At 36.6% G+C, this 17,777-nt stretch carries 20 protein-coding genes; 8 read left to right on the top strand and 12 right to left on the bottom strand.

Translation table 11 applies throughout. The annotated features are described in order from the left end of the window. Nucleotides 1-124: 124 nt before the first annotated feature. The 6 genes from ACM6F9_RS08770 to ACM6F9_RS08745 all read right to left on the bottom strand — a co-directional run bounded on the left by ACM6F9_RS08770 (nucleotide 125) and on the right by ACM6F9_RS08745 (nucleotide 4,950). Nucleotides 125-700, bottom strand: coding sequence for a Crp/Fnr family transcriptional regulator (locus ACM6F9_RS08770; RefSeq protein WP_414845360.1), 576 nt, complete (start codon nucleotides 698-700; stop codon nucleotides 125-127). 146 nt (nucleotides 701-846) lie between these two features. Beyond that, nucleotides 847-1,368 (bottom strand): GNAT family N-acetyltransferase, encoded by a 522-nt coding sequence (locus ACM6F9_RS08765; protein WP_414845359.1) that lies wholly within the window; start codon nucleotides 1,366-1,368, stop codon nucleotides 847-849. Nucleotides 1,369-1,385: 17 nt separating this feature from the next. Further along, nucleotides 1,386-1,967: a nucleosidase gene (locus ACM6F9_RS08760; protein ID WP_414845358.1), complete on the bottom strand. Its 582-nt coding sequence runs from the start codon at nucleotides 1,965-1,967 to the stop codon at nucleotides 1,386-1,388. A 102-nt stretch (nucleotides 1,968-2,069) separates the two neighbouring features. Then, nucleotides 2,070-2,771, bottom strand: a complete 702-nt coding sequence (locus tag ACM6F9_RS08755) for a DsbA family oxidoreductase (protein ID WP_414845357.1) — start codon at nucleotides 2,769-2,771, stop codon at nucleotides 2,070-2,072. 74 nt (nucleotides 2,772-2,845) lie between these two features. Then, nucleotides 2,846-4,012, bottom strand: a complete 1,167-nt coding sequence (locus ACM6F9_RS08750; RefSeq protein ID WP_414845356.1) for an MFS transporter — start codon at nucleotides 4,010-4,012, stop codon at nucleotides 2,846-2,848. Nucleotides 4,013-4,020: 8 nt separating this feature from the next. Next, the gene (locus ACM6F9_RS08745; RefSeq protein WP_414845355.1) at nucleotides 4,021-4,950 is read right to left on the bottom strand and encodes an alpha/beta hydrolase; all 930 of its coding nucleotides are present in this window, start codon (nucleotides 4,948-4,950) and stop codon (nucleotides 4,021-4,023) included. A 158-nt stretch (nucleotides 4,951-5,108) separates the two neighbouring features. Between ACM6F9_RS08745 and ACM6F9_RS08740 the strand changes: the two genes are divergently transcribed. Further along, the gene (locus ACM6F9_RS08740) at nucleotides 5,109-5,489 is read left to right on the top strand and encodes a winged helix-turn-helix transcriptional regulator (RefSeq protein WP_414845354.1); all 381 of its coding nucleotides are present in this window, start codon (nucleotides 5,109-5,111) and stop codon (nucleotides 5,487-5,489) included. A gap of 74 nt (nucleotides 5,490-5,563) precedes the next feature. Here ACM6F9_RS08740 and ACM6F9_RS08735 read toward each other — a convergent pair whose 3' ends face one another. Next, on the bottom strand, nucleotides 5,564-6,748 hold the full coding sequence (locus ACM6F9_RS08735; protein WP_414845353.1) for an MFS transporter: 1,185 nt from the start codon (nucleotides 6,746-6,748) through the stop codon (nucleotides 5,564-5,566). Between the two features lie 244 nt (nucleotides 6,749-6,992). On the opposite strand from ACM6F9_RS08735, the gene ACM6F9_RS08730 reads away from it, so the two are divergent. Beyond that, entirely contained in the window at nucleotides 6,993-7,724 is a 732-nt protein-coding gene (locus ACM6F9_RS08730) for an MBL fold metallo-hydrolase (protein WP_414845352.1), read from the top strand. Nucleotides 7,725-7,741: 17 nt separating this feature from the next. Here the strand turns inward: ACM6F9_RS08730 and ACM6F9_RS08725 are convergent, their stop codons facing one another. Together ACM6F9_RS08725 and ACM6F9_RS08720 are read right to left on the bottom strand one after the other, a co-directional pair. Continuing rightward, the gene (locus tag ACM6F9_RS08725; RefSeq protein ID WP_414845351.1) at nucleotides 7,742-8,083 is read right to left on the bottom strand and encodes a helix-turn-helix transcriptional regulator; all 342 of its coding nucleotides are present in this window, start codon (nucleotides 8,081-8,083) and stop codon (nucleotides 7,742-7,744) included. 522 nt (nucleotides 8,084-8,605) lie between these two features. Further along, nucleotides 8,606-9,175, bottom strand: a complete 570-nt coding sequence (locus ACM6F9_RS08720) for a CatA-like O-acetyltransferase (protein ID WP_414845350.1) — start codon at nucleotides 9,173-9,175, stop codon at nucleotides 8,606-8,608. A gap of 251 nt (nucleotides 9,176-9,426) precedes the next feature. On the opposite strand from ACM6F9_RS08720, the gene ACM6F9_RS08715 reads away from it, so the two are divergent. From ACM6F9_RS08715 to ACM6F9_RS08700, 4 genes are all read left to right on the top strand, one after another. Further along, entirely contained in the window at nucleotides 9,427-10,305 is an 879-nt protein-coding gene (locus tag ACM6F9_RS08715) for an NAD(P)-dependent oxidoreductase (protein WP_414845856.1), read from the top strand. A gap of 11 nt (nucleotides 10,306-10,316) precedes the next feature. Then, nucleotides 10,317-10,763: a PPC domain-containing DNA-binding protein gene (locus ACM6F9_RS08710; protein ID WP_414845349.1), complete on the top strand. Its 447-nt coding sequence runs from the start codon at nucleotides 10,317-10,319 to the stop codon at nucleotides 10,761-10,763. 48 nt (nucleotides 10,764-10,811) lie between these two features. Next, the gene (locus tag ACM6F9_RS08705) at nucleotides 10,812-11,396 is read left to right on the top strand and encodes a Crp/Fnr family transcriptional regulator (protein ID WP_414845348.1); all 585 of its coding nucleotides are present in this window, start codon (nucleotides 10,812-10,814) and stop codon (nucleotides 11,394-11,396) included. An 86-nt stretch (nucleotides 11,397-11,482) separates the two neighbouring features. After that, a complete protein-coding gene (locus ACM6F9_RS08700) occupies nucleotides 11,483-12,550 on the top strand; it encodes an SDR family oxidoreductase (protein ID WP_414845347.1) in 1,068 nt (355 codons plus the stop codon). 241 nt (nucleotides 12,551-12,791) lie between these two features. Here ACM6F9_RS08700 and ACM6F9_RS08695 read toward each other — a convergent pair whose 3' ends face one another. Genes ACM6F9_RS08695 through ACM6F9_RS08685 form a run of 3 tightly spaced genes read right to left on the bottom strand, consistent with a single transcriptional unit; the run spans nucleotide 12,792 to nucleotide 14,811 of the window. Then, entirely contained in the window at nucleotides 12,792-13,595 is an 804-nt protein-coding gene (locus ACM6F9_RS08695; RefSeq protein WP_414845346.1) for a helix-turn-helix domain-containing protein, read from the bottom strand. A gap of 18 nt (nucleotides 13,596-13,613) precedes the next feature. Then, nucleotides 13,614-14,015 carry a GlcG/HbpS family heme-binding protein gene (locus ACM6F9_RS08690; RefSeq protein WP_414845345.1) on the bottom strand — a complete coding sequence of 134 codons (402 nt, stop codon included), beginning with the start codon at nucleotides 14,013-14,015 and terminating at the stop codon, nucleotides 13,614-13,616. A gap of 4 nt (nucleotides 14,016-14,019) precedes the next feature. Further along, nucleotides 14,020-14,811 (bottom strand): SDR family oxidoreductase, encoded by a 792-nt coding sequence (locus tag ACM6F9_RS08685; protein WP_414845344.1) that lies wholly within the window; start codon nucleotides 14,809-14,811, stop codon nucleotides 14,020-14,022. Between the two features lie 364 nt (nucleotides 14,812-15,175). Between ACM6F9_RS08685 and ACM6F9_RS08680 the strand changes: the two genes are divergently transcribed. Continuing rightward, nucleotides 15,176-16,198: a ligase-associated DNA damage response exonuclease gene (locus ACM6F9_RS08680; RefSeq protein ID WP_414845343.1), complete on the top strand. Its 1,023-nt coding sequence runs from the start codon at nucleotides 15,176-15,178 to the stop codon at nucleotides 16,196-16,198. Further along, a complete protein-coding gene (locus ACM6F9_RS08675; protein ID WP_414845342.1) occupies nucleotides 16,195-17,775 on the top strand; it encodes an ATP-dependent DNA ligase in 1,581 nt (526 codons plus the stop codon). Before ACM6F9_RS08680 ends, ACM6F9_RS08675 begins: the two co-directional genes overlap by 4 nt. Nucleotides 17,776-17,777 lie beyond the last annotated feature (2 nt).

The following is a 17,777-nucleotide window of genomic DNA, read 5'->3' as shown; positions in this document are numbered from 1 at the left end:
TAATGGTAGAACACATAATATACCAATGATCTTTTGATACAACAAAATTGCAGGAGAAAAAGAAAAAAAGCCTCAACATATGTTGAGGCTTTTTTAATTTATTTTCCAGTTAAACTTAAAAATATCAGTTGATTTCCTTTTTGATCCGGCTTAGCTGTGTAGGGGTTATTCCTAAATAAGAAGCGATGTGATGCTGTTTCAGTCTGTTATATAAAGATGGATTTTCCAGTAATTGTAAATACCGTTTTTTTGCTGTTTCATACTTCAGGGATACTTCCAGAGGTTCTTTTTTTACTACCCAGTTTTTTTCCAGGTAATACAGATGAAAAAGGGCCAGATCATGGTGTTTTTCCAGCAATTCACGATAAGCTTTTGCGGGATATTGTATCACGGAACAGTCTTCCAGTGCAATGATATTGAAATCGCTGGCTTCATTTTTAATAATGGCTGCTGTGGAAGCAACAAAGCTGTTTTCTTCGAAGAAGATTTTATAAATATTATCTCCGTGTTCATCCTCAGTATAATATCCTATCAGCCCTGATTTAATAAAATAATAATACCTTGCCATAGAACCGGATTCCAACAGAAGATCATTTTTGTGATAATATTCTTCTGTACAGATACTCAATAAATCCTGAATTGTTTCTTTGGATAAAGGATAATACTGATTAATATGCTTTACAAATTCTGAATGGTTCATTTTGGAATATCTTACTCAAATACAATCACCTTAATTTTTGTTTTTGAATTGCAAAAATTCTGATAAAAAATTAAAATCCCGATTTTTCTTAAATTTTAAAATATAATCATCCGTGAAAATCTGCGTCATCTGCGGGCAAAAAAGGTTTATTCCAGTATTTTTTTCATCATCAGATCCGTTTGTTCCTCTTCTCCCAATCTGAAAATATGTTTATCAAACTCAACAAATCCGTTTTTCTTGTAAAAGTTTAAAGCTCTCAGATTTTCTTCCCATACTCCAAGCCATAGGTAGGATTTACTGAGCTGTCGGGCAATTTCCAAAGCCTGATCATAAAGAAGCTGCCCTACTTTTTTTCCGTGGTGGCTTTTCTTTACATAGATTCTTTCAATTTCAAGACTGGTTTCATCCTGAAGTTCTGTCTGAGCATTTCCTGTATTTACTTTCAGATAGCCCACCGGATTGTCTTCTTCCCAGGCAATATAGAAAAGAGAATCAGGATTATTGAGCTCAGATTTTATCTTTTGGGTATTAAAGCTTTCTTCCAGATATTTTTTCATGGCCTCTTCCGTATTATCTTCTGCAAAAGTTTCAGAAAACGTCTGTATTCCTAAATTTTGTACAATTTCTACGTCTTCAGCCGAAGCTTTGTTAATAATGGTTGAGCTCATGATGGTAAGATTAAATGTTATGAAAAGAGTATTTTCTTAAAAGCTTCAGAAGCCAGGTGAACCTGTACGCTCCAGTCGTTTGCAGCATCACTTCCGGCATCATCAGAGATATATTTCAGGCACAGAAACGGAATGTTTTCCTTTTGAGCAATCAATGCCAATGGATAAGCTTCCATATCTACAATATTATAATCGGTTTCAGAGTGGTTCATTTCAAAACTGTCACCACTTCCGCAAACTCCTTCTTTCAGGGTGTCCATTTTAAGACCGTATTCCAATACAGGTGGTACTCCGGATAATGGTGTTTCATACAATTGAAATCCTAATCCTCTTACATCCATATCTCTCTGGATGAATTTTGTACAGCATATCACTTCTCCTTTGTGAAATCCTTTACTTCCAGCAGAACCTAAATTTACAATCAGTTTAGGTTTTCTTGTATGAATTTCTTTGGTTAATTCGATCGCTGCATTTACTTTTCCGATGCCAGTAATTAATTTATTTTTATCATCAAACACAGTTCCCGCCTCGGAATCTAATGCAAAAACAAAAAGAGTATCATCAATTGAATAATGACTTTCGTTGTTAATTTTTATCATTGAAAAATTAGATTTATACAGTTATTACCACTGTATGACAAAGATACGAGACTCTATTCAATTAAAACCCCCAAAATAAAACTATTTTGGGGGTTTGATATCTTAAATGCTGCATCCGTCTGCATCACAGGAGGCTCCGTTCTCACTGGAAAGATCCTTAAACGGGCTCACTGTTTCTTTGTAAGTTTGCTGCAGTGCATTTTCAAATACTTCTGCAGGCTGAGCACCAGAAACGGCATATTTACCATTCAGGACAAAGAAAGGAACTCCGGAAATACCATTGTTTCTCGCTTCCTGAATATCCTGGTTGACTTCATCATCCAATTGATCTGTTGTAACCGCCAGTCTTGCCTCTTCTTTATCAATTCCTAAGCTTTCAGCAAGGGCAATTAGAACTTCATTATCTCCTACATTTTTACCGTCAATAAAATGAGCGATAAATAATGCTTCTTCCATTTCATTGGATTTATTGTGCTTTTTAGCCAAATGAAGCAGTTTATGAGCACTAAAAGTATTGGTGATCAATGTTTTTTCAAAATTAAAATCAATTCCGGCTCCTTTCCCCATTTCAGTTACCTGTCCAAGCATTTGGGTAGCCTGAGCTTCAGGGAAGCCTTTCTTTTCTCTGAAATATTGTATCGTATCCTGAGTTTCTTTTGGATCTAAACTTGGATCCAGTTGAAAGCTCTTCCACTCTATTTCTACTTCATCTTTAAAAGGAAGCTTATTCAAAGCCTGTTCAAAATTATTCTTTCCGATATAACAAAACGGACACATTACGTCCGACCAGATTTCTATTTTCATTGTATTTAATTTTACATCAAATTAATAGTGCAAATATACTGTATTTTATTTAATGTAACAAAAATTATTACAATTTAATTCTGACAGGTGGAAAGCACTTGACTCCGCTTTTCTACGATCTCTTTTACAATCATCATCAGAAATGCAAGAAGCCCAAAAGCAAGGCCTATCCATGGAATATACTCTACTCCTTTTGTAATGATCACCCATCCTCCGATTGTAGTTCCGACTGTTACTCCCAGATTTCCAAATGAAGTGGCAAGGCTATTGGCAAACTCCAGAGATTCCGGTGCTGAAGAAATCATATAAGTGGATGCATTCAAAAAGCTTGGTGAATAAAGAAAACCCCAGATTCCAATGACGGCAATTGTAGCCCATAAGTTTCCATCAGAAAAATAGAGAAGAATAGGCACTACAATAGTTCCGGAAAGAAAAATAGCGGTGGTACCAGCCACATTTTTGTTAAGCATTTTTCCGGCTACTCCATTGGCCAATACTCCGATAATTCCGAATAACAAGAGCATATAACTTACCATTGAAGTATCCATTCCTTTGGCTTTGTTCAGATAATCTGCAAAATAACTGTAGGTAGAAAACCAGGCTGTAATCATGAAAAAATTAGTCAGTGTACTCAAAACAAAGGGAGGCTGTTTCAATATCCTGATCTGATTTCCATAGGATTTCTTCTCTTTTACAGGCATTGGAGGAAGCAGGAAATAAATGACAGCCAGGGCAATCAAACTCACCATAGTCTGTATCATAAATGAATATTCCCAAGACCAAAGCCCTGCAATCCATGTGGCAAAAGGTACTGTAGTTACCATTGCAATGGCTACTCCGTTGAAAACAATTCCCATCAGCTCATTCTTTTTTCGTTCATCTGCCTGAGATACCGCCACAGATAATGCGGTCGCAATATACACCGGCTGAAGGAATGCGGGTAAAATTCTAACTAACATCAGCAACCAGAAAGGAGGTGAAAAGGAAGATACAAATCCTGTAATCAGAAACATGAAAATAGCAGTGAGCATTATTTTTTTCCGGTCAAAACCTGATGTGAGTAAAGTCATAAAAGGTCCTGTAAGAGCAATAATTAAAGCAAAAGCACTTAAGAGATATCCAGCTTTGTCTATGCTGATATTATAATGCTCTGCAATCTGCGGGAGAATTCCGATTACCCCAAATTCGGTTGTAATAACGGCTATAAATCCGAGACATCCAATGTATGCATATTTTTTCATGATCCTTTTTATTCGTCAGATTTTAAATTTTGATAGGCGAAATCAGCCATTTCATTCACTGCTAACTGTACTTCTTCCAATAGTTCTCCCATGTGCATAAATCCGTGAACCATGTCTTTGTAAAGACTTGTTTTAAGCTCAACTCCTGCATTCTTCATGTTTTCAGAAAGCTGTTTGCCATCATCCAGCAAAGGATCATGCTCTGCCAGAATGATTAAGGTAGGCGGTGTTTCTTTAAAATCTTTGATCAAAACAGGAATTGCCAGAGGATTTCCTTTTTCTTCTTCCGGAAGATAGCCAGCCCAGGCTTCTATACCGCCTTGTTTATTAAGAACCGGACCGTTTTCATAGATTTCCCAGCTTTTAGAGTTCAATTGATTGTCTACTGCAGGATAAATCAATACCTGAAATTTGAACTGTTTTCCTAGCTGGGTAGAAACTGCTGTTGACAAAGCACCTCCGGCACTGTCTCCAATGATTCCTATTTTATCAGGATCAATTCCTAAAGATTCTGCATTTTTGAATACCCATTTTACTCCATCCATACAATCATTTAAGCCAGCGGGAAAAGGATGTTCCGGAGCAAGACGGTAATCTATAAAGATCACTACGGATCCTGCTTTATTGGCCAATTTACGGACTACAGCATCATGAGTCTCATATCCTCCGGCAATAAACCAACCTCCATGGATGTAAATAATAGCCGACGATTGTTGAATTTCTTTTCCCTTAGAACGATAAATCCTGACAGGAATCTGATGATTTTCTTGTTGAATACTCAGTTCTTCAATCATGGCCACAGATTCTTTTTTTCCACTAAGCTGAAGAGACATGGTTTCAAGGAATTTACGTGCACCGTCTAAAGAATCCTGAGGATTAAAGGGTTGTATGGTTTCTAAATGATTTAAAATCTGTGTTATTTTAGGCGTTAATTGCATTGTATTCTGGATTTAAATTATTGTTACTTCTGCTGAGAACCTTAGCGCTATTGTTCTTTAGGCAGTATATTTTCTATTTCGATGAACAAAATTAAATCTCAAACCCTACATTTGCATTGTATACAGCTAAATGTATGGTACTAACAAATTTGTAAGTAATGGGCAAGATAAAAGAGAATTCAACGAATAATATCAACAAAAAGTATATCCAGGGATGCGATCTGAGCTATGCAGTATGCAGAATCGGGGGACGTTGGAAACTGATTATTTTAAACAAATTAAAAGACGGAAAATTACGCTTTAGTGAGCTTAGAAACTCCATTTCCGGAATAACGGAAAGAATGCTGACGCTTCAATTGAGAGAACTGGAAAAAGAAAGGTTAGTAAAGAGAACAGTTCACGCAGAAGTTCCACCGAGAGTAGATTATGAATTGACAGCTATTGCAAGAGAGCTTATCCCTATTTGGAAACAGCTTGATGAATGGGGAGGAAGACACAGAGAACTAATGCAGGTGCTGGAAGATCAAGGAGAATTATAATAAAAAACTTCGGGATTTTATCTACGATAAAATCCCCCGAAGCCATAAATAGGTTTAGCATAAAAAGACTTTTCCTATGCTTTATTTACTTTTTTACAAAATAATATATGTGCTACCAAAGCCAATACACCAAATACCGTTCCTACAAAGCACACACCAGTCCATTGAGCCTTTTGCCACGCGATAGAAGCCAGCCAGGTTCCCAAAGATCCACCGATAAAGTAAGATACCATATACACGGTATTTAGCCTGTTAACGGCATTTGATTTAATCAGAAAATAATTGGTCTGGTTCATAATATGACTTGACTGTACTCCCAAATCCACAAGAATTACTCCTATAATCAGTCCCCAATAGGTTTCTCCTGCGAAATAGGTAAAACCCCAGCTTCCAATAACAATCAATAAAGAATATAGAATAATCCGGTTGATATCCAGATACTTTTGCAATTTTCCCACTTTGGCCGCAGCTAAAGCTCCTACAGCTCCTGCTAAACCAAAACTTCCTACAACAGAAGACCCTGCATTAAAAGGAGGCTTCTCCATATGGAAAACCAATGTGGTAAACAAAGCACACATCGACCCAAATGCCATAGCTCCACGGAATGATGCCAGCTGAAGCACAGGCTGTGTTTTTGCAAGTTGAGCAACAGAACGCATCAGTTCTTTATAGGTTCCTTTAAAGTTTGGAGACATTTCCGGAAGCATTTTATAAACAGCCAGCCAAACGAGAATCATCAGTCCTGCTGCAATACCAAACATAGCTCTCCAGCCCCAAACCTCACCTACAATTCCTCCTATAAAACGGGATAGAAGAATTCCAAGTAATAGCCCGGACATTACCAGTCCGATATTGGAGGATTTTTCTTTATCTGACGAAAGTTCTGCCGCAATAGGAACAAACAGCTGCGGAATAACTGATGTAGCTCCAATCAGTAAGCTTGCTGCGTACAACATCCACAACTGAGTAGCAAAAGTCATCCATAAAAGAGACCCGAAAACAAGAAACAGATCAATTAAAATTAATTTCTTGCGGAAAAACTTATCTCCCAAAGGAACAATCAACAACAATCCTAATGCATAGCCAATCTGTGTAAGTACAGAAATTCTACTTGCCGCACTTTCAGAAACATGAAGCTCTTCAGAAATGAGTGCCAATAAAGGCTGGTTATAATAATTGTTGGCTACTACAAGTCCCGAAATAATGGCCATAAGCCAGATAACAGTCCGGGAAATACCATGGGAAGAACTCTCCTGCATTACGTATAAGTTTTATTTGAATTGAAAGCTGCCTGACGGAAGATACCGCCAGATTTTTAAGAGATCAAAGATAGTCATTAAAAAAAGAATTGATCCGCTTCCTTTCTTTACGTTTTCATGAATAACAGAAGATTTTGCAGTAAGTAGAATAGTTTCAGTGTTCTGCCTGTATGATTGTTTTTATTGATAATATATATCGACGAAAATCCTTTTAAATATTAGAAATATTAAAGAAATTTGCAGCATGAAAATCATTCCACTTAAAGAAGGCAATTTTTCGGCAAGCAAAACCAAAGACTTCACGCTTTTAACAGAAGAAAATTTTGATAAGGTTGGAGGAATCAAAATGTCTGTTCAACCCTTTTTAATTATTACTGAAAACGATTATATCCTTTTAGATGCTGGAATTGGTTGGAAAAATGACTCCGGAAAAACAGTAGTTTCAGAAATTCTTGAAAGAGAAAATATCCGTCCTGAACAGATCACAAAATTATTGTTGTCCCATCTTCACAAAGATCATATTGAAGGAGCTGTAAAACTTACAGAAAATGGTTTCGAGGCTGCTTTTCCGAATGCCCAGATCTATATCCAAAAACGCGAGCTGGATTTTGCGATGGAAAAGAAAGGGAATCCTTCTTTTGATTTTGATATACTGGAAAAATTGATCAAACTTCCAAATATTATATGGATGAATGAAGATCATGGACAGATCACAGATGAAATTTCATATGAAGTGGTAGGTGGACACACTCCTTTTATGCAGGTTTTCTGGATCAGAGAAAACGGGGAAACGGTTTTCTACGGTGCTGATGATCTGCCACAGGCTTCCTATTTAAAATATCACTTAGCTTATAAAAGCGATTTTGATGGTAGAAAAGCAATGGAACTAAGACTTAAATGGGAAAAAGAAGCAAGAGAAAACAATTGGCAAGTTCTTTTATATCATGATCTGGACAAAGCCATAATAAACATTTAAATACAGAAAAAAATGGTTTAAAATTCATTAAACCATTTATAAATATCAAATTCAGAAGGAATATTCAGTTTTTTTCTGATTCTGTTTTTCCTGTTTTGTATCGCTTTCGGGGTTACAAAAATATAAGTTGCAATTTCCTTAGTAGTCATATTGAGCTTAAGATAAATACAAAAGATCAGTTCAGAATTTTTAAGGGAAGGCTGTATATCGGATAACTTTTTAAAAAAATCAGGATAAACCAGTCTGAATTTATTCAGGAGACGAGGAGAATTAGATTTGGCCAATGCCATTATCTCGTCTTGCACAAGAATCTTTTGTTTTAAATCCTCTAAGTTAGTTTCAGGTTTTCTATTTTTCATAATACTTTTTCATCTACGCATTTCAGATGTAATAACTTTTGAACATCAGTATAAAGTTTTTATCTGATCAATCTGTTTCCTGATACTATAATACCATAAACAAAATGATTTCTATATATTCAAAAATTAATTGTTTTTTTTAATGTAATCTAATGATAAACAACATTTAGTTGTATTCAACAAATGATTAAGTAAAAAAACATCACCTATAAATTTCGGTTTATTTTTATACTGGCAAAGAAAGAAAAAATGATTAAAATTTTGTTAAAACCGTGTACCACATAGATACCACGTTACATTTTGAGCTAAAATATCATAACTGCTTTTATCAGCCCGTTTCTTCATTATCTGCTTTGCCATTTTGTAATTGTAAATGTAATAGGTTCCTATGTTTACTTTTTATGATCTGGATCAATGTTTTCAGGGTATTCATACCGGAAATAAACGGAATGATAAATAAAAGCAGGATCGAAACCCGGCTTTGTTAGTTATATGATAGTTTTACAATACAGTCTTTATGTTCTACTCCTGATCAAGCTGTCTCTGAAACTCTTCAAGATATTGAGCAATGTGGATTCCGTCTGCCAACCCATGATGTGCCTCAATAGAAACCGGAAGATATTTTCTGCCCTCTTTGATATTGAACTTTCCAAAAGCAATTTTAGGAACCGATTCTGTGGTATTAAAATCTGTAGGATGCAGTATCGCACTGAACGAATTCCATGGAATTGTGGTATGTCTGATGTGATCCTTCCCAATCCTTTCATTGCTTAATCTAAGACCTGTAGTCGCATGAACTCCTTTTATTTCCTCTTGTAAAGCTGCATTGAACGTTTCAAAATCTTCGGAAAAAGGAGTGAATGAAAATCCAAAAGTGCCATCCGGTCTTCCGATTGTACTGCCCGCATGAACCATATCAAACTGTATCACCTGCCTATCAATGATTCTGAGCTTTAACTCATCCACCGTATTGATTGCCACCATAGATTTGTGAAAATAATAAGCAAAAAATGAATATCCTTTTTCTTTTGCTATATCGTAGGCTTTTGTACAGTCTACCTCCGTTGTAAATCCAAAATAAGGACTTGCCATATTTAGAAAAAAATTCAAAATGTTCTTTTCTGTTCCAGTTCTCTATATCTACAATCTTCATTGATTCTTATTTGCTGCAAATTTCTGAAAGTTTCTTCGGTTTTAAAAACTTATGCTTAAAAATATAATTAAAACTTAACTTTGTAAAGTGACCATTTGGTCGATATTTTGCTGCAAAACAATCGTATTTTATACTTTCATTTATTTACTCTCAAATAACTCCTTTTCATTCAGGAGGTTGACAATATACAATCTTAATTAATAAAAAATTAAAAGATAGGACAATGGAAAAAATTGGATTCATCGGATTAGGAAATATGGGACATCCTATGGCAAAGAACATTGAAAAAGCAGGATTTCCACTTTCAGTGTATAACAGATCATCGGAAAAAGCTAAAGATTTTGAAGAAAAATCCACAGTCTCTACCCAAATTAAGGACCTTGTACAAAACAGCGATATTATATTCACCATGCTGACCAACGACAGTGCTGTAAAAGCCGTATACGAAGAAATTCTGCCTTTAAACATTCAGGGAAAATTATTCGTGGACATGAGTACCATTTCTCCGGAAGCTTCTACAGAAACTGCAGCTGCCTTGAAAATAAAAGAAGCTTCGTTTATTGATGCTCCTGTAGCGGGCAGTACCCAGCCAGCAAAGGAAGGAACACTGATCATTATGGCAGGAGGTGAAGAAAAAGATATCCAGCGTGCCATGCCTTGTCTTTTGAAAATGGGAAAATCTGTAAAACATTTAGGTGAAAACGGAAAAGGGATCGCAGGAAAACTATCGATCAATTATTTTCTGTCTGCCATTTATCAGGGACTGGCAGAAACTGTTTTACTATCAGAAAAGTTAGGAATTGAACGATCAGATATGCTGGAAATCATCAATGAAAGTGCCAGTGGAAGCGGTGCTACCAAAGTAAAAACACCTCTGTTGATTGCAGACCAGTATGCTCCGGCATTTGCCCTTGATCTGATGCTGAAAGATATTCTTCTGGCCAAAAATGCAGGCGCAGATTATCCTCTGTCTGAAGCTCTGATTCAAACGTATCAAAATGCCCATGACAAAAACTTTGGTCAGGATGACGTAATAGGAATCATCAATTATTTGAAAACAATAGAATAAATATGGAGATTATGAATTATAAAGGAAACCATTGGTCTGCAAGAAAGGTAGATCAGATTTATGTAGTAAGCCCTAACAATCATTCCAACATTGTGGAAGTTTTAACGGACTTTATTCAAAACCAACATATTCAGGCAGGAGAAGTGACAGGAATAGGAGCTGTGAGTGAAGCCACTCTCCGATTCTTTAATCCATCAACCAAAAAATATGTGGATAAGACTTTCAAAGAACAAATGGAGGTCACCAATATTTCCGGAAACGTTTCTGAAATAGAAGGAAAACCAACTTTACACCTTCATATTACGTTGGGAAGAGAAGATTATACTGCGTTAGCAGGACATCTTCTGGAAGCGAAAATTCAGGGAGCTGCAGAATTTATCTTTTATCCGTTGAATACCAGAATTGTAAAAATAAAGAATGAAGAAATAGGAATCAATCTCTATGATTTTGAAAAGTAGATCATTAATTATGATTGAAAATAGTATTTTTGATGAAATATTTATCTGATGTTTGAAGTGTTGCTTTCCCATATCGAAAATAAGGTTAATATCACAGACGAACATAAAAATCTTGTTCAGTCTTATTTTACCCTTAAAAAACTTCGTAGAAAACAGTATCTGCTTCAGGAAGGAGATATCTGCAAATCATTGTCGTTTGTAAGCAAAGGGTTGCTCAAATCTTATTTTCTGGATGAAAAAGGAAGTGAGCACATCAATATGTTTGCCTTTGAAGGCTGGTGGATTTCAGATTTCAACAGTTTTGTTAATCAGGAAAAATCTATACTGAATATTGATGCCATTGAAGAAACCGAAGTACTGATGATCACTTTGGAAAACTATGAAAAAATGATGCTGGAAATCCCGGTGATGGATCGTTATTTCAGAATTTTATACCAAAACAGCCTCGTTACGAAAGATTACAGACTCATTGTTTCCCATAGTTATACTGCTGAAGAAAAATATTTTCAACTTGCACAAAAGAATCCGGAAATGATTAAAAGAGTGCCACACAACCTTATTGCCTCTTACCTTGGTCTTGTTCCTGAAACTGTAAGCAGGATCCGAAAAAAGAATTCCCTGAATAATACTTGATCCAGATCAATCCAAATGCATGATCCACATCAAGCGTAAAAGCCTGCTGTCAGCCATAATTTTGTACAAGAAATTTTACAATACTTATGGAAAATATTGCATTGGTAGTAGGTGCTACCGGAATTACAGGAAGTAACCTTGCCGAAGAATTAATTGCACAGGGCTGGACAACCTATGGATTATCCAGAAATCCCAACACCAATATCCCGGGGCTATACACCATCAAAGCAGACCTGATGAATAAGCAGAATCTTGCAGAAGCTCTGGAAGGGATCTCTCCTACTCATATTTACTTTACCACATGGATGCGCAATGACACTGAAGAAGAAAACATCCGTGTCAACAGCACATTGGTTAGGAATCTGTTAGACGTTTTATCCTCTAAAAAATCGGTTCAGCATGTAGCTTTGGTTACAGGGCTTAAACATTATCTCGGACCATTTGAGGCTTATGCTAAAGAAGGCGTTTTACCAGAAACGCCTGTAAGAGAAGAACACCCAAGACTTCCCCTTCCCAACTTTTATTATGCACAGGAAGACGAGGTATACAAAGCTTCAGAAAGAGATGGTTTTACATGGAGCATTCACAGACCTCACACCGTAGTTGGATATGCTGTAGGAAATCTTATGAATATTGGAGCTACATTGGCCGTATATGCCAGCATTTGTAAAGAAACCGGAAGCAAATTCATTTGGCCAGGATCTGAAGCGCAATGGAATGGCATTTCTGATGTAACAGATGCCAGAATATTGGCTAAACAATTGGTTTGGGCATCCTCTACAGAATCAGCCAAAAATCAGGCTTTTAATATTGCTAATGGAGATGTTTTCCGATGGAAATGGCTTTGGAAAAGACTGGCAGACTGGTTTGGTATAGAAGCAGGAGGTTTCAACGGTACCATACGACCTCTTGAAAAAGAAATGGAAAACAACCACGAAATCTGGACAGCCATTGCAGAAAAATATAATTTGAAAGAAAGCAATCTTGATCGTCTCGCATCTGCGTGGCATACCGATCTGGATCTTGGAAGACCTCTGGAAGTAATGTGTGATATGTCGAAAAGCAGAAAACTGGGTTTTACAGCTTATACAAATACAGAAGACTCTTTTATTAATGTTTTTGAAAGATTGAGATCTGAGAATATGATTCCTTAATAACTTGTAGGAAAACGCAAAGAGGCAGGAAAATTACAAATGACTGACAGATTCTCGCAGATTTTGTGATTAATCAACGGGGCAATAAAATAATCCTTTGAAATATTCAGGATTAAATTTTATCGGAGATAAAATCTTTGCGCCTTAGAACAGTCACATTGTAAAACCTTTCTTGCGTCTTCGCGTTTTTCCAACAGTTAAATTATAGTATAGTTGTGTTTTTTTTTAATGATTAAAAAAGCTATACCTCTGTAGTGGTCACCCCAAATTTCTTTTTGAAAGAAGAATAAAAGTGAGATAAATTCTCAAAACCCAGATCAAGATAAATATCTGAAGGCTTTTTATCTCTGTTCTTAATCAAATAATAGGCTTCCTTTAATCTTTTTTCTTTCAGCCATTGTTTGGGTGTCATTTCAAAAGTTTTGCTGAAATCTCTTTTAAACCCCGAAAGGCTGCGCCCTGTAAGCCTTGCAAAAGCATCTACCGATACGTTGAACATAAAATTTTTGTTCATAAACTCTGCAAGATCAATCTTATGAGGTTCTGAAAAATCAAAAAGAAGATTTTTAAAATCAGGATTACTCAACAAAATCAGTTCTATGGCTTCTTTTACCTTAATTGCGGCCAATTTTGGCGGAATCTCCTGCGTTTTATTAATGTAAGGAATAAGAGATGCAAAATAACTCTCAAAAAAATCATTCGGCTCAAAAAATAACCGCTGACTATCTGGAAAATTTTTAGGTACAGTTATTTTATTCTCACTGGCATACTGTCTCAGCGTTTCATCATCAAGCGTAATAGAAATAAACTGGTACTTTTCATGCTCTGAAGGATATTTGATCGTCCTGATCAGTTGATTTTTCCTTACCAGAACTACTGTATTTTCTTTGATTACCGTTTTACCATGTTCATGAAAAGCATGAGTCTCTCCGGATATCTGAAACCCCAGAAAATGATCAGGAATAAACTCTTCATGGCCTCTGTAAGATTCAAAAGCACATGAATAAACCAGTTTATCAAATATGATTTCAGAAGTATTTTCCATGATACAAATATCTGAAATTTAAGCAATAGCACGAGCTCCCGCCTCTGCAATTTCTTTATCCTGCTCGGTAGTTCCCCCTGAAGAACCTATTGCGCCTATAATTTTTCCTTCTGCATTTTGAAGGACAACACCACCTGCAATAGTTAAAAGTCCATGATTAGAATTCAGCATTCCGTATCCATGCATACCGGTTTCTGAAATAATAGCTCCCATTACATCGCTGTTTACTCCAAACATAGCTGCAGTTCTTGCTTTTTTAACAGCAAAATCAATTACGCCATAAACACTATCAAGTCTTGCCAAAGCAAGAAGATGTCCTCCGGCATCTACCACAGCAATACTCACAGGAATATTCAGAGATAATGCCTTTTCTTTTGCTGCCTGTAAAGCCTTTTCGGCTGTTTTATAGTTCAATTCCATGATATTAGCTTTTTGCTGTCCATGCATCGGCCTGAAGCTGTTTTACAAAGTCTTCAGTTTCCTTCGGATGAACATTTCTGAAGTTACTGTTATCATCTAAAGCAACATTGACAATAACATCTGCCATAGATTGTGGATCAAGCTGGTGTGCTAAAGATTCAGCAGCACCATCAAAAGCAGATTCCGGAGTGAAATTGTTTTTCGGATCATACCAATGGAAAATAGAATCTACTCCCCTGTCATTGAAACCCGTTCCAAATACACCCGGATTACAAGTTGCAATCTTGATATTGAATGGTGCAAGTTCAGTTCTTAACCCTTCTGCAATAGATTCCAGCGCATGTTTTGAAGAGCAATAAGCAGCAACATAAGGAACGGTCCATAAACCTCCCATTGAAGAAGTGAAAACAATCTTACCTTCCTTCTTTTCCACAAACTTTTTGATATAACCCTGTGCAAGATTCAGAGCACCAAATACATTCACTTCAAACATAGAACGGATAATATCTACGGGTTGTTCAGCAATCGGGCCGCCTTCCATAATTCCGGCATTGCTGATGAGAATATCAATATCACCATATTTCTTTAAGATATAATCTACATCTCTTTGGCTCGTTACATCCAGTTTGTCAACAGTCAGATCAACTCCTTGTTCTTTAGCTTCACGGATTAAATCACTCATCTGAGGATAGACCTGCGCAGTGGCAATTACCTTATGTCCTTTTTTAGCAAGATCAAAAGCAGCAATCTTCCCGAATCCGCTTGCAGCACCTGTAATTAAAATTGTTTTACTCATTGTATTCTTTTTTTAATGATTATACAAATTTCTAAGATTTCACGAAGCTGAATATTGGTGCAGCGTTCATTTTTATATTGTTGAAAAGTTCAAAAAAATATTAAATCCTACTATCATCCATTCTATTATCACTTTTATGCTATAGCATATCAATAGAAATGGGCTACTATCCTAAGCATTGTTGAAGGAAGCCCATTTAATAAAAAGAAATATCATCATCGGCTTTAGCCAAAACCTATTATAAATAATTATTCATACGATATAGGCTGCTTCATATAATCTCATACCACAAAAATCAAAAAATAAACAGTTTATTGTAAATTGGTTAAGTTTTTGAAGCTTATTTTCTAAACCAGCCACACCATTGAAATTAATCACATTTACAAATAAAGGAATTTACTGCCCACAGGGAAAATTCTACATAGATCCCTGGAGACCCGTAGATATGGCCGTTATCACCCATGGTCATGCCGATCATGCCCGCTGGGGAATGAAAAAATACCTTTGTCACCATTTTACCAAACCTATTCTGCATCAGAGAATCGGAACAGATATCGAATGTCAGAGTGTAGAATATGGAGAAGTGATTACCATCAATGGAGTAAAACTTTCACTTCATCCGGCCGGGCATATCATTGGTTCTGCCCAGATAAAGCTTGAATATAAAGGATATGTGACGGTCATTTCGGGAGATTATAAGGTTCAGGATGATGGGCTGAGCACTCCTTTTGAGCTTGTAAAATGCAATGAATTTGTAACAGAAAGCACCTTTGGTCTGCCTATTTACAACTGGCTGGAAGTTCCGGATTTGAACATCAGACTTCAAAATTGGGTGTTGAAAAATAAAGAAAACAATAAAACCTCTGTATTCATAGGATATTCTTTGGGAAAAGCCCAGCGTATCATGAAGGCAGTGGAAGAATTGGGAAAAATATACGTCCATTATTCCATCGGAAAACTGAATGAAGCTTTTGAAACAGTGGGAATTGATCTTCCTGAGTATACGATTGCAGATTTCAGAGAACGTCCAAAAGAAATGGAACACGAAATTGTCATTGTGCCACCCGCTTTGCTCGACAGTAATATCATCAAAAAAATTCCGGATCCGGCTACCGCAATATGTTCCGGCTGGATGCAGGTACGCGGTGCCAGAAGATGGCGAAGTGCAGATGCAGGATTTGCAATGAGTGATCACGCAGACTGGAAAGGATTATTACAGACTGTAAAAGCAACCGAAGCAGAATTGGTACACGTTACTCACGGACAGACAGAAGTATTTTCAAAATATCTGAATGAAATAGGAATTAAGGCAGATGTCGTAGAAACACTTTATGGTGAGGATGAAGAAGAATCTGAAAAAGAAACCCCAGAAAATCCGGAATCATGAGACATTTTGCTGACCTTATCAACGCGTTGGAAACCACCAATAAAACCAATGCTAAAATTGATGCCATCTTAGATTATCTGGAACGCGCTCCTGATGAAGATAAAATATGGTTTATTGCCTTATTTACCGGAAAAAGACCTAAGAGAAATGTCAATACCAATTACATGAAAGAATGGGCGCTGGAAATCACAAAACTCCCATACTGGCTATTTCAGGAATCTTATTCTTCCGTGGGCGATCTTGGAGAAACGTTATCATTAATTCTTCCGCCTCCGGAAGAAAAAATAGAACGTTCATTGTCAGAATGGATGAACGATATTGTCAGTCTGAAAGGTAAAACAGACGCAGAAAAGAAAGAATTTGTACTGCAATCTTGGAATGGTCTGGATTATACCGAGCGTTTGATTTTCAATAAATTAATTGGCGGCAGCTTCCGGATCGGAGTATCAGATAAAACATTAATCAATGCTTTGACTAAATTTTCAGGACAGGAATCGAGTGCTTTGATGCACAGCTTAATGGGGAAATGGCTGCCGGATGAAGTCTCTTTCAAAGAACTTATTGATGCGGAAAATGTGAATCCGGACAACTCAAAACCATACCCTTTCTGCCTTGCCTATCCCTTAGAAAAAGAAACCCAAGAATTGGGAAATCCCGATGAATGGCTGGTAGAATACAAATGGGACGGAATACGCGGACAGATCATCCGGAGAAACGATGAAGTCTTCATCTGGTCAAGAGGTGAAGAACTCGTGACAGAACAATTTCCGGAAATCGTGGAGGTCATAAAAGCCATGAAAGGCAACTTTGTACTAGATGGAGAAATACTTGCGGTCAAGGATGGTAAAGTTTTAAATTTTAACGAATTACAGAAAAGATTAAACAGAAAAACTTTAACTAAAAAAATGCTCTCAGAAATCCCCATTGAAGTCTTTGTTTACGATTTGCTGGAATTAGAAAATAACGATCTGAGAGAAAAACCAATCTCTTCAAGAAGAGCTTTACTTGAAGAATTATTACTCAATGAAAATCCGGAACGCATCAGTATTTCCAAAAGTCTGGATTTCGAAAAATGGGAAGAATTAAATGCTCTCCGTGAAAATTCAAGAGACGTAAACAGCGAAGGCCTGATGTTAAAACAAAAAAACTCCCCTTATCATTCAGGAAGAAAAAAAGGCGACTGGTGGAAGTGGAAAATCAATCCATTTACCATTGATGCAGTTCTCATTTATGCCCAAAAAGGCAGCGGAAGGCGAAGTGCCTATTATACGGATTATAGTTTTGCTGTAAAAAAGGGAGATACTTTGGTCACTATTGCCAAAGCCTATTCAGGACTCACCGATAAAGAAATCATGGAAGTGAGCCGGTTTGTAACCAAAAATGCCATTGAGAAATTTGGTCCTGTAAGAACGGTAAAAGCAGAACTGGTTTTCGAAATAGCTTTTGAAGGCATAGGCTTCAGCAATCGTCATAAAAGCGGTGTAGCCTTGCGATTCCCAAGAATTGTAAGATGGCGGAAAGATAAAACGGTAGATGAAATTGATGACTTGGAAGAAATTAAAAAATTAATACAGTAAAC

This window comes from Chryseobacterium sp. IT-36CA2, assembly GCF_949767875.1.
In the GTDB taxonomy this organism is placed as follows: Bacteria; Bacteroidota; Bacteroidia; order Flavobacteriales; family Weeksellaceae; genus Chryseobacterium.
This window is presented reverse-complemented; position numbering and strand designations above follow the sequence as displayed.